Genomic DNA, 19,938 nt, shown 5'->3' on the forward strand with positions numbered 1-19,938 from the left:
GCGGCCACGCTACGTGAACTCATGCGGGGGTTCTACATCGGCCGGTATCAGCCCTTCCACCACGGCCACCGGCACATGATCGAAGAGATCGCGGCGGAGGTCGACGAGCTCGTCTTGGGGATCGGCTCCGCCGGCGACTCTCACACCACGAGAAACCCCTTCACGGCCGGCGAGCGCGTGATGATGGTGACGAAGGCCGTCGAGGGGCTCGACGCCACCACCTACGTCGTCCCCATCGAGGACCTCGACCGCAACTCCGTCTGGGTGAGCCACGTCCAGAGCATGACCCCGCGGTTCGACGTGGCGTACTCGAACAACCCCCTCGTGGTCCGGCTGTTCGAGGAGGCCGGCGTCGAGGTGCGCCAGTCGCCGATGTTCCGGCGCGACGTGTTGGAAGGGACCGAGCTCCGCGAGCGGATGATCCGCGGCCGCGACTGGACCGACCTCGTCCCTGACGCCGTCGTCGACGTGATCCGCGAGGTCGACGGCGTCAAGCGCATCCGCCGGATCGCCGAGACCGACGCGAACGGCGACGAGCCCTCCGACGCCTGAGCCGCCCGTCGTGACGCCCGCCGCGACGACCGGCCCGTTCGTTTTAACCGATCCCCGCCCGCGGGTACGGATATGATCACGCTCACCTCTGACTTCGGTTCGCCGTATCCCGCCGCGATGAAGGGAGTGATCCGCCGCCACACGCGCGCCGAACTGATCGACGTCGCCCACGACCTGCCCCGCGGCGACCCGCGTGCGGCCGCCTTCTGGCTCCGGTTCGTGCTCCCGGAGTTCCCGCCGGCGGTCCACTGCGCCGTCGTCGACCCCGGCGTCGGCACCGATCGCGACGCGCTCGTCGTCCGGGCCGGCGCCCACGTCATCGTCGCGCCGGACAACGGCCTCGCCATGCCGCCGGCCCGGGCGCTGGCGGGCGACGACGAGGACGTCGAAGTCCGGACGATAGCGGTCGACGACCCGGCGAGCGCGACGTTCCACGGCCGCGACGTGTTCGCCCCGACGGCGGCCCGCGTCCGCGTGGCGCTCGACGAGGCCGGAGCGGCCGAGACGGGGCCCGCCACGGACCCCGAGGCGGTCGCCGACGCGCTCGCGTCGATGGACGACCTCTCGCCCGCGAGCGACCCCGTCGACATCGTCTTCCCGGAGCCGTCCGTCGAGCGCGAGAACGGCGACGTGGTCGCCGTCGACGGCGAGGTACTCGCGATCGATCGGTTCGGGAACGTCGTCACCAACGTCCCCGGCGACCTGGTCCGCGGCCGGGACTGGGTCCGCGTCGACGGCGACCTGACGCCGGTCGCGGAGACGTTCGGCGCCGTCGACCCCGGGGAGCGGCTCGTCACGGTCGGGAGCCACGGCTACGTGGAGTGCGACGTAAACGACGGCCGCGGGGACGGCGCCTTCGACCTGCGGCCCGGCGACTCGGTGCGGCTCGTCCCCGACAACGTCAGCCTGTGAGCGTCGGGGGGCCAGCCGGCCTCACAGCTCGACGCCGGACGGGATGAGGCTCTCGCTGCGGAGGAGGTTCCCCTCGTGGTCGTACACGAGGAACGTGTCTTTGTCGTAGTCGACGAGGCGGTCGCCGTCGATGTCGATCTCGATCCGGTACCGAGCGTCCCCGTCGTCGGTGGCGTTGCGCGCGGCGTGGATGAAGGGGAGCACGTCCGTCGCCGTCTCGTTGAGTTCGAGGACGAAGTCGCCGGTGTACCGGTTGGTGACCCCGACGACGCCCTCCGGGTCGTCCGCCTCGCCCAGCGGCTCTCGAAGCCGGAACGCGACGTCTATCTGGTCGGCGCCGAGCAGGTCGTCGTCCCCGACTGCGCCGTCGCTCTCGCCGCCCGAGAGCCGGTCGCGGAGCAGTTCCTCCGGTCCGTGGAAGTCGATCCGCACCAGCGGAGGCGACCGGGAACCGGCGCCGTCGGCGACGCCCTCAACGGTCAGATCGAAGTAGTCACGCCGCATTTCCTGTCGGTTGCTTTGCGGCCCGGCCGTATCAACGTAACGGGCGGATCAGCGCCACAGGCTCGCCGCGACCGGACGTTCGCACCGAGTGGGCCCCGGCGGAGCCGCCGGCCTCGCCGCGACCGCGCTCCGCTGCCGGCGGTCGCCTCCGATGTCGTGCGTGATAATCGCTGGGGGTAATTTAAACTCCCCCGGCCTCTAGGACCTCGTATCAATGGCGAGTGACGCCGGCGGAAGCGACCTCGGCGACCGCATCGAGGCCTTCCAGCGGCGCCTCTCACGCACGTGGGAGGTGATCCGGGGATCCACGCTCGACGTCCGGCCGTTCCGGCCGGGCGAGGACGGCCCGCTCGCGTCGTTCGTGGTCCCCGAGGACGAACGCGAGGTGGACCGGTACTGGGTGAACGCCCCGTACGCCTACGTCGTCATCACCTACGACGAGGCCGAGAGCGAACACCGCTACTACGCGGTCGAACCCGAACTCGACGCCGTCGAGCGCGACCTGCTCGACCGCGTCGTCGACGACATCCGCGACCCCCTCCTGTACCGCGAGGGGACCGGCAAGACCGACGAGGAGACGCTCCGCTCGGAGTTGAAGGCGCTGTTGGAGGGATACGGCTTCGAGGCCGGGATGGACACCTTCCACGCGCTCGCGTACTACCTCTACCGCGACTTCCGCGGCTACGGCAAGGTCGACCCGCTCCTCAACGACCGCCACATCGAGGACGTCTCCTGTGACGGGTACGACCTCCCCATCTTCGTCTACCACGACGACTACACCGACATCGAGACGAACGTCTCGTTCGGCCAGGAGGCGCTCGACAGCTACGTGATCCGCCTCGCCCAGCAGTCCGGCCGCCACGTCTCCGTCGGCGACCCCATCGTCGAGACCACCCTTCCCGACGGGTCGCGCGCGGAGCTCGCGCTCGGCGAGGAGGTGACTCCCCGCGGTTCGGCGTTCACCATCCGCCAGTACGCCGAGGACCCGTTCACGCCGGTCGACCTCGTGGAGTACGGGACCTTCTCCGTCGAGCAGATGGCGTACTTCTGGCTCTGTATCGAGCACAACAAGAGCCTCATCTTCGCCGGCGGCACCGCCTCCGGGAAGACCACCTCGATGAACGCGGTGTCGATGTTCGTCCCGCCGCGCGCGAAGGTGCTGACCATCGAGGACACCCGCGAGCTCTCCTTATACCACGACAACTGGCTCTCGGCGGTCACCCGCGAGCGCCGGTACGAGGGGACGGACATCGACATGTACGACCTCCTGCGCTCCGCGCTGCGCCACCGGCCGGAGTACATCATCGTCGGCGAGGTGCGCGGCGAGGAGGCGATCACACTGTTCCAGGCGATGAACACGGGCCACACCACCTTCTCGACGATGCACGCGGACTCGATCGAGACGGTGATCAACCGGCTCGAGAACGAGCCGATCAACGTCCCGCGCGCCATGGTCCAGTCGCTGGACATGCTCTCGGTCCAGACGCTCACCCGCTCCGGGGACGAGCGCGTGCGCCGGGCCAAGACGATCGGCGAGATCGGTGGCATCGACCAGCGAACCGGCGAGCTCGACTACTCCTCGGCGTTCGAGTGGCGGCCGGAGTCGGACACGTTCCGCCGGAACGACTCGTCGCTGATGGAGGAGATCGCCGACGAGCGCGGCTGGTCGCGGTCGGAGCTGCTCCGCGAGGTCCGCCGCCGCGAGCGCTTCCTCGAACTGCTCTCGGGGCTGGGAATCAACGACTACCGCACGTTCACCGCCCTCGTCAACGAGTACTACGCCGACCCGGAGACGGTGATGGACCGGCTCGACGAGCGCGCCGCCGCGGCCGAGGGCGTCGACGCCGACGAACTCGCCGCGGACGACGACCTCGCCGCGGGCGGGCGAGCGGCCGACCCCACGGGCGGATGATCGAGTACCTCCCGCTCGCCGCCGCGGTCGCGGCCTGTCTCGCGCTCGCGCTGCCGCTCGTCGACGAGCGCGCCGACCTGCTCGTCACCCGCGCCGCGCTGTTGGCGTTCGGCGACTACGTCGGCGAGGACGAGAGCCGGCGGCGGGCCCAGCGCGACCGGATGCGCGCGGCCCACGTCGCCGGCACCACCCACCGCGTGTACGCGTCGCGGACCCTGCTGTACGCCGCCGTCCTCGGGGTCGCCGGCAGCGTCATCGGCGTGTACGGGGCCGCGGGACTGCTCGCCGCGCTCGACGTCGGCGAGGCCGCGATCCGCGCGGCGCTCCCGCCCCAACTCGGGTTCGTCGCGGTCGTGGCGCGGCTCGCGGACCTCGGGCTCGGCCGACTGTTCCTCCTGCTCGCGACGGTGTCCGCGACGGTCGGGTCGGGGCTCGCGATCGGCGCGTACCTCGCGCGGTGGGAGCTGCTCGACCAGCGCGCCCACGCTCGCGCGGCCGAGATAGACGCCACCCTGCCGCGGACGGTCGCGTTCATGTACGCGCTCTCGCGGTCGGGCATGGCGTTCCCGCGGGTGATGGACACGCTCGCGGAGAACGAGGCAGTGTACGGCGAGGCGGCGACCGAGCTGTCGGTCGCGGTCCGCGATATGAACGCCTTCGGAACCGACGCGCTCACCGCGCTCCAGCGGATCGCTCGCCGGACGCCGAGCGACGACGTGGCCGACTTCGCCGAGAACCTCGCCTCGGTGCTCGGCACCGGACAGCCGGTCTCGACGTTCCTCAACGAGCAGTACGAGCGGTACCAACAGGAGGCGGAGGCGAAACAGGAGCAGTACTTGGAACTGCTCTCGACGTTCGCCGAGGCGTACGTCACGGCGCTGGTCGCCGGACCGCTGTTTTTCATCACGATCCTCGTCGTCATCGGGCTCGTCTTGGAGGACACGCTGCCGCTGTTGCGCGTCGTGGTCTACGTCGGAGTGCCGCTGGCGACGTTCGGGTTCGTCGTCTACGTCGACAGCGTCACGCAGGGCGTCGGCGGGACCGAGACGGTCGCGGAGTCGTCGCTGGCGGACCCGAACACGCCGTCCGTCGACGGGGTGCGCCACGCGAGCGACGAGCCCGGCGACCGCGGCGCGTCCCCGCGCTTCGACGGCGGGACGGCGACCGGAGGCGGCTCGGACCCCGCGGACCGCTGGGCCGAGAGCCGCGAGCGCCTCCGGATTTACGACAGCCTCCGGCGCGCCCGGGGGTTGATCGAGTCGCCGGTCGAGACCGTGCTTGCCTCGCCGCGCACGGTGCTGCTCGTCGCGCTGCCGGCCGCGGTCGTCGGGCTGCTCGTGTTCGCGTTCCCGATCACCCTCGGGACGCCGGTCGAGATGGTCGACCAGATCGACGGCCCCGTCGTCACCGCGACCGCGTTCGTCCTCGCGACCTACGCGGTCGCCTACGAGTTCCGGAAGCGGCGTGTCCGGCGCATCGAGTCCGCCGTGCCCGACTTCCTCGACCGGTTCGCCAGCGTCAACGAGGCGGGGACCTCGGTGATCGGCAGCGTCCGCCGGGTCGCCGACTCGAACCTGGAGGCGCTGACGGCGGACCTCGGTCGAACCCGTCGCGACATCGAGTGGGGCGCGGACGTCTCGACCGCGCTGCGCCGTCTCGAACGGCGGGTCCGGTCGCCGATGATGTCCCGGGCGGTCGCGCTCGTCACCAACGCGGTCCGGGCGAGCGGCGACATCGGGCCCGTCCTCCGGATCGCCGCCGACGAGTCGCGAGCGACGTGGGCGCTCCGGCGAGAGCGCAGACAAGTGATGCTGACGTACCTCATCGTCATCTACATCTCCTTTCTGGTCTTCCTCGGGATCATCGCGGCGCTCTCGGTGTCGTTCATCCCGGCCATCGAGGCGGCCGGCGTCCCGGGTACCGGCGGCGGCCTGCCGGAAACCGGCGGCAGCGTCCCCTCCGCTCCCGGCGGGATCACCGACGGGATCGGCGACATCGACGTGGCGGCCTACGAGCAGCTGTTCTTCCACGCCGCGTCGATTCAGGCGATCTGCTCCGGGCTCGTCGCGGGACAGCTCGGCGAGGGGTCGGTGCGCGACGGCGCGAAACACGTCGTGGTGCTGCTCTCGCTCACGCTCGTCGCGTTCGTCGCGATCGGACTGGTGTGAGTCGCTCGGCGCGCTGCTCGACGAGGCGGTCGCCCGCGCTCGCGAGATCGGTTTTCGGCGTGAGATCAGGAGTCGCGGCCCGAGGCCGCACGAGCTAAACCCGTCGCGGTCGAGCGATGCGTATGAGCCCGGAACCGACGGAACATTCCGACACGACGGGCGATCCACAGGCGACCTACGACCGCATCGCGGCGCACTTCTCGAAGACGCGGGAGTACGCGTGGCCCGAGGTCGAGTCGTTTCTGGAGGGGCGCTCGGCCGACCGCGCTCTCGATCTGGGCTGCGGGAACGGTCGGCACACGGAGGCGCTCGCGGAGCGCGCCGAGAGCGTCGTCGGCGTCGACCTCAGTCGCGGGCTGCTCGACGAGGCGGTCGCCCGCGCTCGCGAGCGGGGATTCGCGGACGCGGCCGGCTTCGTCCACGGCGACGCGTCGGCGCTGCCGGTCCGCGATAACGCGGCCGGACTGGCTGTGTACGTCGCCACCCTCCACCACCTCGCGCCCCGGAGCGCCCGCGTCGAGAGCCTCGACGAACTGGCTCGGGTCCTCGCTCCGGGCGGAGTCGCGCTCGTCAGCGCGTGGAGCACGGCACACGACCGCTTCGACCGCGACGAGGGGTTCGACACGACCGTCGACTGGACGCTGCCGGGCGGGGAGACGGTTCCGCGGTACTATCACATCTACTCGCCCGGCGAGTTCGAGTCGGATCTCGCCGAAAGCGCACTCGAAACGTGCCAGATAGACGTTTCGAGCGGGAACTGCTACGCGACGGTGTCCGTCCCGAACCACTGATTATCAGATCCGATACCGACGTGCATGGATTAAAGAACCCGTGCCGACCGCGTTGTGGTAATGGCCGACACTTTCCTCGAACGAACCCTCCGCCGGATAGCCCCCGGCGCGGTGACGCGGAGCTACCTCGCGAAGTTCATCGTCGCTCTCGTCGTCGTCGTGCTCGCCATCGGCGCCGTCGGTGCCGTCACGTACGCGGAGACGACGGACCAGCTCGAATCCAACGCGCAAAACGAGTACTCGGCCACGGCCGAGCTGAGCGCCCTCGAACTCGACGGCTGGTCGACGGAGCGCCGCGCGGCCGCCGCCGACATCGCCGACAACAACGTGTACACGCGCGACTCCTCCGACCCGGTCTCCGTCTATCTCTCCTCTCAGTTCTCCCGCACGAACTCCGAGACGGTCGCGCTCCACCACGTCGATCGGAAGACGGGAACCGTCTTGGCCTCGGCGTTCGACGACGACCGGGAAGCCGCGAACGAGACCGACGGCGGCGAGACCGTCACCGAGCAGCCGTGGTTCGACGACGGACTGTTGTTCGGCGATCAGGTGTACGTCTCGCCCGCCTACGAGGTCGACGGCGAGCGTCGGGTCGCGTACGTGGCCGGAACGCCGCGGCGCGACTACCTCGTCATGGAGGTCGCGCTCGCGCCGGTCGTCGAAGACCTCCGCCAGCCGACCGCGGGCTCGTTCACCACCATCGTCCAGCCGAACGGTGAGATCGCGGCCAGCGACAACGACCAGATCGCCGGCGAACGGTACGACAACGAGACGCGGGCGGCCCTGTTCGGCGAGGAACGCTCCGTCGGCTTCCTCTCGTCCGCGACGTTCGGCTTCGCCGGCGACGGCGAGTACCTCGTCGCGTACGCGCCGACGGAGACCGAAGACTGGTACGTGGCGACGCACGTCCCGCTCTCGGAGGCGTACGCGCTCTCCGGGATGATCGGCCGGAACCTCCTCCTCATCATCGGGGTCGCGATCGTCGGGCTCGGCGTGATCGGCGCGACGCTCGGCCGCGGCACCGTCGCCGAACTGAACCAGCTCCGGTCGCGGGCGTCGGCGCTGGCCGACGGCGACCTCGACGTCGACTTCGACACGAACCGGCGCGACGAGTTCGGCGACCTCTCGGACGCGTTCGCGACCATGCGCGACTCCCTCCGCGACCAGATCCAGTCGGCCGAGACCCAGCGGGAGCGCGCCGAGGCGGCGAAAGCGGAGAGCGAGGCCTTCGCCGACCAGTTAGAGGCGCGCGCGAACGACTTCGGCGAGACGATGGCCGCCTGCGCCGACGGCGACCTGACCGCCCGGCTCCACGCCGAGCCCGACGACCCCGACGCGCTCCACTCGATCGCCGAGGAGTTCAACGCCGCCATGGACGAGCTGGAGGCCGCGATCGCCGAGGTCGACGCGTTCGCCGTCGAGGTGGCAGACCGGAGCGACGCGGTGACCGACGGCACCGACGAGGCCGCGGCCGCCGGCCGCGAGACGAGCGACGCGGTCGACGAGATATCCTCCGGCGCGGAGCGACAGAGCCGCCAGCTGGCCGAGGTGGCCGGCGAGATGGAGGACATGTCGGCGACCGTCGAGGAGGTCGCCGCGTCGGCCGACGAGGTCGCGACCACCTCTCAGCAGGCCGACGCGCTCACCGCCGACGGCCGCGAGGCCGCGGTCGACGCCGTCGAGGAACTCCACGCGATCGAGGAGCGCTCCGAGTCCGCCGCCGAGACGATCGAGCGCCTCGAAGCCGAGATGGCGGAGGTCGACGAGATCGTCGAGACGATCTCGGAGATCGCCGACCAGACGAACCTGCTCGCCCTGAACGCCTCGATCGAGGCCGCTCGCGCCGGCGAGGCGGGCTCCGGCTTCGCGGTCGTCGCGGAGGAGGTCAAGTCGCTCGCCGAGGAGACACAGGAGTCCGCCGCCGAGGTGGAGTCGCTAATCGACGGCCTCCGCGAGCGCACCGACGAGAGCGTCGACGAGATGACCGCCATCCGCGAGGGAGTCGACGACGGCGTCGCGGTCGTCGAGGACGCGGAGGACGCGCTCGCGGAGGTCGCCGACCGCGTGAGCGAGGCCGACGACGGCGTTCAGGAGATCTCCGGCGCGATGGACGCGCAGGCGGCGTCGGTCAACGAGGTGACCGGTGCGGTCGACGACCTCGCGGGCGTGAGCCAACAGACGACCGCCGAGGCGACGACCGTCGCCTCCGCGGCCGAGCAGCAGGCCGCAACGCTCGGCGAGGTCTCCGAGCAGGCCCACGACCTCCACGAGCGCGCCCGGGACCTGCGGGAGATGACCGAGGGGTTCGAGGTCGACGTCGACGGGGGCGGAGCGATCGAGTCCGGCACCGCGGACGCCGGTTCGGCGACTGACACGGTCGCCGACGGGACACCGGCGGTGAGCGATTCGGCGGCGACGAGCGACGCGAGCGAAGCGACCGAGGAGAGCGACTCGACAGACCCGGTCGAAACGACTGACGGGGGCGACTCAACTGACTCGGCCGAAGTGACCGCCGAGACCGAGTCGGCGTTCTCGTTCGGTGACGACGAGGAGTCGTCCGACGCCGCCCCCGCCAGCACCGACGGCGGCACCGCTCACGGAGCTGGAGAGTCAGGCGAGCCGCACGCCGACGACTCGGCGTAGCCGGAGACGGCTCTCAGCGAACGTCAGAACGAAGGAAAGTGGTCGTCGTCGCCCGCGGCGACGAGCACTACTGGTCGCGTCGCGGCTGGATACCTCGCTTCTCAGTCCGCCATCGTCTCGTGGCTGACGCCCCGTTCCTCCGGGAGCGGCGCCACGAACCGGTAGGCCGCGTACAGCCCGAGCACCGCGAGGCCGGCCAGCACGAAGCCGGTCCGGATCTCCGGGCTGATCAGCGGCATCGCGGTCACCTCGCCCGCCTCGTTCGTTATCGGGGCCGGGGCGAACGGTTTGCCGGTGAACGTCTCGACTAGTCCGAGGACCACGATGCCGAACAGCATCAGTCCCGCGCTCAACGCCCGTGCCGCCTTGTCAATGGTGTCTGTCATACTGAATCACCTCTTAACCGAGCAGGTACCGCAGCTTGGGGTTCTGCTTGACGAGCGCCGTCTGTTCGATGAGCGCGTCGAGACCGTAGTACCGACCGGCCGCGAGCACGATCACGGTCAGGAACAACAGCAGACCCATCAGGTCGCTGTTGACGACGCCGTGACCGAAGCCTGCGTTCCCGACCCAGAACAGGCTCATGAAGATGACCCCGCCGAACGCGGCCAGCCGGGTGAACGCACCCGCGATCAGCGCGAGGCCGATGAGCGTCTCGAACAGCGGCACGCCGGGCTCGATGAGCCACGCGAGGTTGTTTCCCATCCAGACGGGGATGCCGCCCAGCGCGGTGCCGGTCATGCCCTTCATGTACGCCGGCCCGTAGGTGAACGCGAACCCGTTCTCGATGATCTTGGTGACTCCGGCGTGGAAGAACCACCACCCGGTGACGACGCGCAGGAACGCGATCCAGTAGGTCGCCCAGGGGCCTTCCAGCGCGAACTCGGTCTCGCCGACCAGCGGATTGCTTGTTTGGTATGACATCGGTCTCACCTCACGGGTGTAGGTTGAATGGCTATACACATATGTACCGAACACGCTTCCTAGCCGCTGAAAAGCCTTCTAAGGCGCTGGGAGACGCCCGCAGTATCGTGGTTCTTTAAGTGCGATCCAGCCAGCGTGACCGCTCACGGCCGATCGAGTCGGCTGAACACGGAACGCTTATGAAAGTCGTTCCGCCTACGTGTAGGTGCGTCATCGACCGACGCGAGCGCCGGTGGTCTAGTGGTAGGACCTGAGCCTTCCAAGCTCATGGCCCGGGTTCAAATCCCGGCCGGCGCACTCCCTACGGTCGTGCGCCGGCCGTACTCCCACTCGCTCGCTGCGCTCGCTTGCGGGAGTCCCGGCCGGCGCTTATCTGAATGATCTAGCGGATTAGAGGAATCTTCACCACTCTCCGTGAAATTCAACAGTGAAATCGTAATGGGCGATGAGACGGCTAATCTCTCGTTGCTTCTGTGTCGAACTCAGATTAGTCTCTAAGTAGTATCCACCTGCTACTTTCCGAGGTTGAACCATTTCTGACTCACTAGTCGAGGTTTCATCATGTATAATCGGTCGCGTTCGACCGGGAATATACGGAAGTTCGCTGAGCTTCGAAATTAGTGAATACTCGCTCGCTAGGTAATCGACTGCTTTTACGAATGCCTCGGTCTGTCTGTCGCCATAGAATTCAGCGATTGGACTGTTCCCGTCCAAGAACACGATCCGATACGCAGCATTACTGGAATCTTCTAGCTCGGTATGTGATTTTCCTACTGTCTCTTCTGACTCCGGGTCGTGGGATTCACTATTACCCGTATCAATCTCATGTTCTATATCTGCGATCAGTCGGTCAATGAGCTCTTTTGATTGCGACTCGGCCAGCGGCGCGATCGATCCGAACACGCTCTGAGTGAGGACTTCGACCAAATTTCCTGCGAGGTTATCTTTCTGTGTCTTGAGTTTGTCCTGAGCCTGCCGAAGCTCGTTTATCCGTTCGAGTTTCTCCCGCCCCTCTCCGGATTCAATATCATCTTTCGTGTATGCTTCGAGTAACGTAGATCGCTCAGTCAGCATCTCCAAGTCAGCAATTCCGACACGGCTGATACTCACTTCGGAACCCAAGACCCGCCGTTGAAAAAACCGATACTCCTCCGCATTCGTGAGAATACCGTAGTTGACGTTCTTATTGGACATATACGACGACAGTTGTTCCTCATGATCGTCGTTTAGCGGTGTGTCGACTCCCTTTGCTTCTAGGAATGCAACCGGCGTTCCCTCCAAAACGAGGGCATAATCGACCTTATACGTTTGACCAAATGCTTCAACCGAATACTCTAGCTGTGTATTCTCCGGAATTTCCCAACCAAGGAGTGTGAGAAAATTCTGAAGGATCGCGGCTTTCGTATTGGCTTCGTCCATCTGCGGCGCCGCCTCGATAGTCGACCGAGTGTCGTCTACGTATTCGGCTACCGCGTCGTCATCCATGTATACAAAAGAGTTCACACGAAAGTCATATCAAGCTTTACCAGTCGCTCGATGGACAAATCCCGGGATAAGACGAGTAACCTCGTGTGAGTCTCTTCCGTTAACTCGAAACAAATCCCATGATAAACTGAGTTTATCAGTCGTCGTCCGCGGCCGGGGTCTCGGCGGCCTCCTCGCGCGGCCCGCCCGCGTGCCCCTCGTGGGCGACGGCGGTCGCCATGAGGTGCGGCGGGATGGCGGGCACCTCGTCGGCCCCGACGGGGCCGTTCGCCTCGATGTCCTCGGGGGAGCGCGGGAACTCGCGGAGGCTCTTGTGGATCGCGATGCCCGCCTTCGCGCCCTGTCCCATCGCGACCGGGACCTGATTGTGGCCCGGCGTCACGTCGCCGACGGCGAACACGCCGTCGACGCTGGTGCGGCCGTGGTCGTCGACGTCGACCTCGCCGCCGTCGGTGAGGTCACAGCCGAGCCCCTCCGCGAGGGAGGTGTTGTAGTCGGAGCCGTACATCGGGAAGCCGCCGCGGTACTCGCGACGAGTCCCGTCTTCGAACTCCATCGCCTCCAGCCACCCGGAGTCGGGATCGTTCTCGACGCCCGCAACGTCCTCGTGGACGATTTCGACCGGGTGTGCGCGAAGTTGCTCGTCGGTCTCCTCGCTCCACGTGGGCTCCGCGCCGCGGGTGAGCAGGTCCACCTCGTCGGTCATGTTCAGCATGATCATCGCGACGTGGGCGGCGGCCTCGCCGTGTCCCATCACGTACACCGGCTCGTCGACGAACATGTACGCGTCGCAGTGGAGACACCAGTGGAGCCCCTTCGCGTTCCGCGGGAGCGGCGGGTCCGGGCGCTCGTCGGAGAACCCGGTCGCGAGAACGACGTGGTCGGCGACGATCTCGGCGTCGTTCGTCGAGAGCCGGAACCGACCGTCGTCGGTCTCGACCGCGTCGGTAACGAAGTCCCGGACGAAGGTGCCGCCGTACGACTGGACCTGTTCGCGGCCGGTCGCGAGCAGCTCGTTGCCGGACACCTCCTCGGTGACGCCGATCACGTTGTGCGTGTCGGCCATCATCGCCGCGCGCCCGCCGCCGCGGTCGATGAGCACCGTCTCGTGGCCCAGTCGAGCCCCGTACAGGGCGGTCGTCAGCCCGGCGGGCCCGCCGCCGATCACCGCGATCTCGTACTCGTCGTCGGACGAACTCATTACCGGTCGTACGCGTCGCGGCGGTTTAAATGACGCCGTGCTGTGCGCGGGCGGTGGCCAGCCCCGGCGCTCGCCCCCGGCGCCCTGATCCCGGGCCGTGGGGGTCGGCGACTCCGCGTCGGCCTGCCGGATTTCGGTCGATTCCGCCTTCGCTCCCCGTCTGAGAGGGCTCGATTCGATACGTCGACACCTCTCACGGCGTCGACCGTGCGCCTGCCCGGAGATTTATTGGTCCGTACCGCGTTCGCTAGGCCAGTGGTTTCCCGTCTCGCGCTCGCGGTCTGTCTCCTGTTCGTCGGCGCCGCCGCCGACGTAGGGACCACCTACCTCGCCCTCTCGGGGACCGAGTACGTCGAGGGGTCGCCCGTCGGCCGCCTGTTCATCTCCCGCTTCGGCCTCCTCCGCGGCATGCTCCTCACGAAGGTCGCCGGGATGGCGCTCATCGGCGTGCCGGTCGCGGTCGCCGGCGGCACGCGCCGGCTCGTCGCGACCGTGATGTGCGCGGGCGTCGGCGCGCTCTCGCTGGCGGTCGCCGCGCGGAACCTCCTCCTCGTCGTCGGCCTCTGGCCGTGACCCCAGCCGTTTTGCGTCGGCGGCGACACCGAATCGTATGTCACGACACTCCGCTTCGACCCGGTCTCCGCCGGAGACCAAGCGCGAGACCGTCACGGAGACGCTCCACGGCGTCGAGGTAACAGACCCGTATCGGTGGCTCGAAGCCGACGACGAGGCGGTAGCCGAGTGGGTCGACGAACAGAACGCCCACGTCGACGCCGCGCTCGACGACGGGATCCGCGACCGCCTGCGCCCCCGGTTCGAGGACCTCGTCGAGGTGGCGGACTACGGGCCGATCACCGTCCGCGAGGGCCGGTACTTCGCGACGGTCCGCGAGCCCGGAGCCGACCACGCTCGGCTCGTCGTCCGCGACGCGGCCGACGGCGACGACCGAGTCGTCGTTGACCCGAACGCCTGGGCGGCCAACCGCGGCGGCGAGGGGCCGCCCCGGTCGATGGCGTGGTACGTCCCGGCCCACGACGGCGAGCGCGTCGCGGTCGGCGTCACCGAGGGCGGCGACGAGAACTACGACGTGCGAGTCCTCTCCGTGCCCGACCCGGAAGCAGACGAGTCAACTGAAGACGAGGCGTCGGAGGCTGACTCGGAGTCGGACGCGTCGGAGGCTGACTCGGAGTCGGACGCGTCGAGCGGCTACGGGGCGGGCGTCGAGGAGGTCGCGGTCCTCCCCGAGCGGGGACGCGTCAACGCCGGGAGCTTCGCGTGGGACGCCGACTGCGAGGGGTTCGTCTACGTCGCCACCGGCGGCGCGGCCGACGGCGCGCAGATGGACAAGGAGGTCCGCCGGTTCCGGTTCGCCGGCGGCGCCGCCGACGAGACCGTCCTGCTCGAACACGACGACCAGCACGTCTGGCCGCGGGTCACCGTCGACTCCGACTCGGGGCTGCTCGCGGTCGCCTTCTCGGAGATGGTCGGGGGGACCGAGTGGTACGTCCACGTCGACGGCGACCTCCGTCCGGTCCTGACCGACACCGACGCCGAGACCTCGGTCCGGTTCCACGACGGGACCGCGTTCGTCTCGACCGACCACGATGCGCCTCGGCGACGGCTCCTCGCCTGCTCGGTCGAGCGGTTCCGCGAGGGCGACCTCTCCTTCGAGGAGTGCCGCGAGGTCATCTCCGAGGGCGAGGGGATCCTCCAGTCGGCGGTGCCGACCGCCGACAGCCTCCTCGTCCACCGCCAGCGCGACGCCCACTCGCGGCTCTCGGTCCACGACCGCGACGGGACGCACCGCCGCGACGTGTCGCTGCCGGAGTACTGTTCCGTGACGTGGCTCTCCGCGGCCCGCGACGCGCCCGAGGCGTACTTCGGCGTCACCGGCTTCGACCGACCGCCGGCCGTTCAGGGGCTCGATCTGACCGTCGGGTCCGGCGACGACGCTGGTGTGAACGACGCCGACGCGGACGAATCCGGCGCGGCCGACGCCGACGCGAGCGAAGCCGCCGCACCGACCGAGATCGATTCGGTCGACCTGTCGGTTCCCGACGACCTCGTCGTCGAGCAGCGCTTCGTCGACTCGACGGACGGCGCCGAGGTCCCCGTGTTCGTCTGCTACCGCGAGGACGTCGACGTCGACGGCCCGCGACCGACCCAGCTGTACGGGTACGGCGGGTTCCGTAACAGCGTCACGCCCTCGTTCGGCCGGTTCCGGCTGCCGTTCCTCGCCGACGGCGGCGCGTTCGCGGCGGTGTGCGCGCGCGGCGGGTACGAGTACGGCGAGCCGTGGCACGAGGCGGGGATGCTGGCGGAGAAACAGCACACCTTCGACGACTTCGTCGCGGCCGGCGAGGCGCTCTGTGCGTCCGGCCTCACCGACTCGGATCGGCTCGCGGTCGCGGGCGGGTCGAACGGCGGGCTCTCTGTCGGCGCGGTCGTCACCCAGCGCCCGGACCTGTGGGCGGCCGCGCGGTGTGCGGTCCCGCTCCTGGACATGCTGCGGTTCCACCGCTTCCTGCTCGGCGAGTCGTGGACGACGGAGTACGGGCACCCGGAGGACCCGGAGGCGTTCGAGTATCTCCGGGCGTACTCGCCGTACCACAACGTCGACCCCGACGCGACCCACCCGCCGGTGTACTTCACCACGGCCGCGAGCGACACGCGCGTCCACCCCTCGCACGCCCGGAAGATGACCGCCCGCCTCCAGAGCGAGGCCGACGGCGGTCCTTTCCTGTTGCGCACCAAGCCGGAGACCGGCCACGGCGTCGGCAAGCCCGCGTCGATGGTCGTCGACGAGCAGACGGACTCGTGGGCGTTCTGCTACGAGCAGTTGGGGATCGAAGTCGGCGACGACGCCGAGTGAGCTACGCGCCGTCGTAGAGGCGCTCCGCGGTCCGCTCCGGGAGGTCGGCCTCGTGAACGGCCGCGGCGACGCGGTCGATGTCGTAGCTCACGCGGCGCGTCTCGACCGCGTCGGTCCCGGCGGCCGTCGTGTCCAAGACCGCGTAGCCGGCGCGCGGGTCGCCGTCGCGCGGCTGGCCGACGCTGCCGGGATTACAGACGAAGCCGCCCGCGACATCGCGGACCCCCTGAACGTGGGTGTGTCCGAGGAAGATTCCGTCGTACTCGCCCATGTGTCGGTCGAGATTCGGGAACTCCTCCGGGTAGACGTAGGCGTCCTCGCGCTCGGCCGCGGGGTGTGAGTGGACCAGCAGATACCGGTCGCCGGCGAACGTCTCGGCGCGCGGGAGGCCGCCGATCCACTCGCGCTGCTCGGCCGACAGCGACGCCTTCGCGTGTTCGAGGCCCGCCTCGGCCATCCGGTTGGCGCGGTAGCGCTCCGGGCTCTCGACGGTGCGGTCGTGGTTCCCGCGCACCGTCGCGGCCGCGACTTCGCGCACGCGCTCGACGCACTCGGCCGGCCACGGGTTGTACCCGACCACGTCGCCCGCGCAGTAGATCCGGTCGACCGCGGGCATGTCGTCCAGTACGGTCTCCAGCGCCGGGAGGTTCGCGTGAACGTCGGAAATGAGGCCGACCTTCATCGGGATGGGGTACGATCGGCGGGAGGGAATAGGTTGCGGCGAGCGGCGTGTCGCGGAACGGGTAGCACGCGGGCGCCGTCCCGCGGCAGCCGGCCGGCCCGGGGGACTCAACGCGGCTCCGCCTCGCTCCGGTTCGTAAATCGGAGACCGTCGAATAGACGTCCTTCCGGCCGCGTCTCCACGCGTCATTAATACGTCTCCGACGCCAACGCGTGTACATGACAGATCAGCTCGAAACCGCGACGCTCGGCGGCGGCTGCTTCTGGTGTACCGAGGCGGCCCTCGAACTGCTTGCCGGCGTCGAGTCGGTCACGTCCGGCTACGCGGGCGGCCACGTCGAGGACCCCACGTACAAACAGGTCTGCTCGGGCAACACCGGGCACGCGGAGGTCGTCCAGGTCGAGTTCGACCCCGACGCGATCGCCTACGACGAGGTGCTGGAGGCGTTCTTCGAGGTCCACGACCCCACGCAGCTGAACCGACAGGGCCCCGACGTGGGGAGCCAGTACCGCTCCATCGTCCTCTACCACGACGAGGAACAGCGGAAGACCGCCGCGGCCTACATCGAGGCGCTCGACGAGGAGTACGACGACGACGTGGTGACGGAGCTCGAGCGGTTGGAGACGTTCTACCGCGCCGAGGAACACCACCAGGACTACTTCGCGAAGAACCCGAACGACGCCTACTGTAGCTTCCACGCCCAGCCGAAGATGGAGAAGGTGCGCGAGAAGTTCGAGGCGAAGGTCGCGAAGTAGATACCATCGGCACTTCAGCCGCGTTGGGCGACTTCATCCCCGCGTTCGCTCACGAGGTCGCTCCACCGAGATCGATCGCTCCGTCATCGTGTGAACCGTCGCTCTGTAGGCGAATATCTTCTCCCGAGACGTCGAGCGCCACGCTCGGCGCCCGCTGACCCAAGCCGTGAACTCGATAGAAGATCGAACCCGAGGAAGCTGGGTTAGATACCCGTCCTCAGGTGTTTACGGCTGCTCGCCGTCGGTCGCGTTTCCACCGGAGTCGCCGTCGGTCGCGTTTCCACCGGCGCCTCCATCAGTTCCGTCGTCTCCGTCTGTTCCGTCCTCTCCGTCTGTACCATCTTCTCCGTCCTCGCCGCCTGCGTCACCTCCGTCATCTCCGTCTGCGTCATCTCCGTCGTCTCCGTCAGCCGGAGGCCCTTGGCCGGGCGTCTCGACGGTGATGATCGCGTCCTGACCGAAGTCGTTCGTGAAGACGCTGTGGATGTACGTGCCCGGCGGGCCCGTGGCCCGTACCTCGAACTCAACGGTCGTGGAGCTCTCGCCGTCGAGCTCGACGTTCCGGGTCTCCACGAGGTCGCCGTCGAACCGGAACTGGACCGGCTGTTCGACGGCGAAGTCGTTGGGGTTCGAGACGGTGGCGCTCACCGTGACCTCGTCGCCCACGTTCGCCGACTCGGGCGCGCTGAGATCCGAGACGCCGAAGGAGACGACTTCGTCGGCGATCCGGACCTGAGCCGGCTGCCCGTCCCCACGGGTGTAGACGCCGTGGATGTACGCGCCGGAAGCGACTTCAGACGTGTTGACCGTCGCCGTGAAGTTCACCGATTCGCCGGCGTCGAGGCTGATATCCTCGCGGGCCGTCACGTTCCCGTCGAAGCGGTACTCCACGCTCTGCGTGTCCGACACGTCGTTGGGGTTCTCGATCGTTGCGGTGACCTCCAGCGTCTCGCCCCGTTCGATCGCCTCGGGGGCAGCCAGATCGCTCACGACGAACGATTCACCGGTGGTCTGTGTCGCTTCCACGGTGACGTTCGCGGAGTCGGTTACGGCCGACCCGTTCGCGACGTACGGGCCGTCGGCCGACCCGTTAGTCGCCACGAAGTCGTAGGTGTCGTTGGCGTTCGTGTCGCGGTGCGGCATCGCGATCAGCGTCTCGTTCTCGGTGAGTTCGGTCTGGTTGAACGAAGCGCCCGGAACGCCGTCGAACAGCGTGACGGCGACGTCCTCGTTCTCTCCGGGTTCGAGGTACTCCGAGACGCCGATCACGCTCCCGGTGACCTCCCCGTCGAGCAGACTGTCGTCGTGGATCACCACGAACCCGCCGTCGGACGTGTTCACCGAATCGACGGTGACGGACGTGCCGTCCGTCGTCTGATCGGAGAACGCCACCGTGGCGTTGGCCTCCGTCGGCGGGTCGACCGGTGCGGTCTCGACGGTGACGTTCGCGGAGTCGGTTACGGCCGACCCGTTGTCGACGTACGGACCGTCGTCGGACCCGTTACTCGCGACGAAGTCGTAGGTCTCGCTGGCGTTCGTGTCGAGGTGCGGCATCGCGATCAGCGTCTCGTTCTCGGTGAGTTCGGTCTGGTTGAACGAAGCGCCCGGAACGCCGTCGAACAGCGTGACCGTGACGTTCTCGTTCTCCCCGGGTTCGAGGTACTCCGAGACGCCGATCACGCTCCCGGTGACGTCTCCCTCGAGCAGGCTGTCGTCGTGGATCACCACGAACCCGCCCTCGGACGTGTTCACCGAATCGACGGTCACGGACGTGCCGTTAGTCGTCTGATCGGAGAACGCCACCGTGGCGCTCGCGTTCGTCGGCGAGGCGGCCTGTGGCCGTACCTCCTGTGCCCCGACCATCCCCACGACGGAGCCCATCATCACCGCCGCGAGTGCGATCGCGATGACTTTCTTCGTTGAATTGTTCATGTGTGTTATCACTCTGAGCTACGTCTCGTTTCGCCTGTCACGTCGTCACTCGACGAAACTGTCCGCCCGTCACTCGACGCAATATTCAGCCCGTCACTGTCCCCCGCTCGTTCGTCCGCGACGCTCGTGTAAACCACAACGAAACGTCAGCATCCGGACTCGCTTTGTTATGCGTTGTCTTGGTCAGAATTCGACCGGCTTACTCTCGACCCGTGTGTCTCCGGATTCGCCGGGACCACGCCGTGACCGATAAGAGCGGCTTAGTCGCAGGCACCGACGGAATCGTCGTCAGATCACCCCGGTGAGTAATGACGCTCCCAAGATCGCTGACACGAGCGGTAATCCCGACCAACTGACCCGCTGGCGCGGTCCCGCGTCGGCGGCGGCGCCAGCGGGAGACGGCGAGGGGTCCGACGGACCGATCGACACGCGAACCTCCCGTCCCGGGCGAAGTCGGACCGAAACGAGCTGTTCGGGCGGTTCAACTGAGTCGTTGAACGCCGCCCCGACACACCAGAGACAGCCGCCGCCGTCCGTCGCGGTCTCGGTGTCGGTCACACCGTCCGTTGGCGTCGGAGCCGCGATTACCGGCCCGCGGAGCGACG

At 68.3% G+C, this 19,938-nt stretch carries 16 protein-coding genes and 1 tRNA gene; 10 read left to right on the forward strand and 7 right to left on the reverse strand.

The window, feature by feature from the left end; all coding sequences use genetic code 11:
• Positions 1–21 precede the first annotated feature (21 nt).
• Both ABDZ89_RS16205 and ABDZ89_RS16210 read left to right on the forward strand, forming a co-directional pair.
• Complete coding sequence (locus ABDZ89_RS16205; RefSeq protein WP_343780712.1) at positions 22–552, forward strand: nicotinamide-nucleotide adenylyltransferase; 531 nt, start codon at positions 22–24, stop codon at positions 550–552.
• Positions 553–624: 72 nt separating this feature from the next.
• Positions 625–1,464, forward strand: a complete 840-nt coding sequence (locus ABDZ89_RS16210; RefSeq protein ID WP_343780714.1) for an SAM hydrolase/SAM-dependent halogenase family protein — start codon at positions 625–627, stop codon at positions 1,462–1,464.
• 21 nt (positions 1,465–1,485) lie between these two features.
• Here the strand turns inward: ABDZ89_RS16210 and ABDZ89_RS16215 are convergent, their stop codons facing one another.
• Entirely contained in the window at positions 1,486–1,968 is a 483-nt protein-coding gene (locus ABDZ89_RS16215) for a DUF5793 family protein (RefSeq protein WP_343780715.1), read from the reverse strand.
• Positions 1,969–2,182: 214 nt separating this feature from the next.
• On the opposite strand from ABDZ89_RS16215, the gene ABDZ89_RS16220 reads away from it, so the two are divergent.
• The 4 genes from ABDZ89_RS16220 to ABDZ89_RS16235 all read left to right on the forward strand — a co-directional run bounded on the left by ABDZ89_RS16220 (position 2,183) and on the right by ABDZ89_RS16235 (position 9,482).
• Entirely contained in the window at positions 2,183–3,880 is a 1,698-nt protein-coding gene (locus ABDZ89_RS16220) for a type II/IV secretion system ATPase subunit (protein ID WP_343780716.1), read from the forward strand.
• Positions 3,877–6,048 carry a type II secretion system F family protein gene (locus ABDZ89_RS16225; RefSeq protein WP_343780717.1) on the forward strand — a complete coding sequence of 724 codons (2,172 nt, stop codon included), beginning with the start codon at positions 3,877–3,879 and terminating at the stop codon, positions 6,046–6,048. The genes ABDZ89_RS16220 and ABDZ89_RS16225 overlap by 4 nt, the downstream gene beginning before the upstream one ends.
• A gap of 122 nt (positions 6,049–6,170) precedes the next feature.
• Positions 6,171–6,839 (forward strand): class I SAM-dependent methyltransferase, encoded by a 669-nt coding sequence (locus tag ABDZ89_RS16230; protein ID WP_343780719.1) that lies wholly within the window; start codon positions 6,171–6,173, stop codon positions 6,837–6,839.
• A gap of 60 nt (positions 6,840–6,899) precedes the next feature.
• Positions 6,900–9,482: a methyl-accepting chemotaxis protein gene (locus ABDZ89_RS16235; protein WP_343780720.1), complete on the forward strand. Its 2,583-nt coding sequence runs from the start codon at positions 6,900–6,902 to the stop codon at positions 9,480–9,482.
• Between the two features lie 101 nt (positions 9,483–9,583).
• Here ABDZ89_RS16235 and ABDZ89_RS16240 read toward each other — a convergent pair whose 3' ends face one another.
• Positions 9,584–9,868: a hypothetical protein gene (locus ABDZ89_RS16240; protein ID WP_343780721.1), complete on the reverse strand. Its 285-nt coding sequence runs from the start codon at positions 9,866–9,868 to the stop codon at positions 9,584–9,586.
• A 13-nt stretch (positions 9,869–9,881) separates the two neighbouring features.
• Positions 9,882–10,406 carry a DoxX family protein gene (locus ABDZ89_RS16245; RefSeq protein WP_343780722.1) on the reverse strand — a complete coding sequence of 175 codons (525 nt, stop codon included), beginning with the start codon at positions 10,404–10,406 and terminating at the stop codon, positions 9,882–9,884.
• A gap of 226 nt (positions 10,407–10,632) precedes the next feature.
• On the opposite strand from ABDZ89_RS16245, the gene ABDZ89_RS16250 reads away from it, so the two are divergent.
• A tRNA-Gly gene (locus ABDZ89_RS16250) sits at positions 10,633–10,703 on the forward strand.
• Between the two features lie 105 nt (positions 10,704–10,808).
• Here ABDZ89_RS16250 and ABDZ89_RS16255 read toward each other — a convergent pair.
• Together ABDZ89_RS16255 and ABDZ89_RS16260 are read right to left on the reverse strand one after the other, a co-directional pair.
• Entirely contained in the window at positions 10,809–11,891 is a 1,083-nt protein-coding gene (locus ABDZ89_RS16255; RefSeq protein ID WP_343780724.1) for a type I restriction enzyme HsdR N-terminal domain-containing protein, read from the reverse strand.
• Between the two features lie 136 nt (positions 11,892–12,027).
• On the reverse strand, positions 12,028–13,092 hold the full coding sequence (locus ABDZ89_RS16260) for an NAD(P)/FAD-dependent oxidoreductase (RefSeq protein ID WP_343780725.1): 1,065 nt from the start codon (positions 13,090–13,092) through the stop codon (positions 12,028–12,030).
• A gap of 255 nt (positions 13,093–13,347) precedes the next feature.
• On the opposite strand from ABDZ89_RS16260, the gene ABDZ89_RS16265 reads away from it, so the two are divergent.
• Positions 13,348–13,665 (forward strand): hypothetical protein, encoded by a 318-nt coding sequence (locus ABDZ89_RS16265; protein ID WP_343780726.1) that lies wholly within the window; start codon positions 13,348–13,350, stop codon positions 13,663–13,665.
• A gap of 37 nt (positions 13,666–13,702) precedes the next feature.
• The gene (locus tag ABDZ89_RS16270; RefSeq protein ID WP_343780727.1) at positions 13,703–15,964 is read left to right on the forward strand and encodes a prolyl oligopeptidase family serine peptidase; all 2,262 of its coding nucleotides are present in this window, start codon (positions 13,703–13,705) and stop codon (positions 15,962–15,964) included.
• A gap of 1 nt (position 15,965) precedes the next feature.
• Here ABDZ89_RS16270 and ABDZ89_RS16275 read toward each other — a convergent pair whose 3' ends face one another.
• On the reverse strand, positions 15,966–16,646 hold the full coding sequence (locus tag ABDZ89_RS16275) for a metallophosphoesterase family protein (protein ID WP_343780729.1): 681 nt from the start codon (positions 16,644–16,646) through the stop codon (positions 15,966–15,968).
• Between the two features lie 218 nt (positions 16,647–16,864).
• Here ABDZ89_RS16275 and msrA point away from each other — a divergent pair, with 218 nt between their 5' ends.
• The gene (msrA, locus tag ABDZ89_RS16280) at positions 16,865–17,401 is read left to right on the forward strand and encodes a peptide-methionine (S)-S-oxide reductase MsrA (RefSeq protein WP_343780731.1); all 537 of its coding nucleotides are present in this window, start codon (positions 16,865–16,867) and stop codon (positions 17,399–17,401) included.
• A gap of 225 nt (positions 17,402–17,626) precedes the next feature.
• Here msrA and ABDZ89_RS16285 read toward each other — a convergent pair whose 3' ends face one another.
• Positions 17,627–19,333 (reverse strand): DUF7282 domain-containing protein, encoded by a 1,707-nt coding sequence (locus tag ABDZ89_RS16285; RefSeq protein WP_343780733.1) that lies wholly within the window; start codon positions 19,331–19,333, stop codon positions 17,627–17,629.
• Between the last annotated feature and the right edge of the window lie 605 nt (positions 19,334–19,938).

The organism is Halorubrum ejinorense, assembly GCF_039522565.1.
Taxonomy (GTDB): domain Archaea; phylum Halobacteriota; class Halobacteria; order Halobacteriales; family Haloferacaceae; genus Halorubrum; species Halorubrum ejinorense.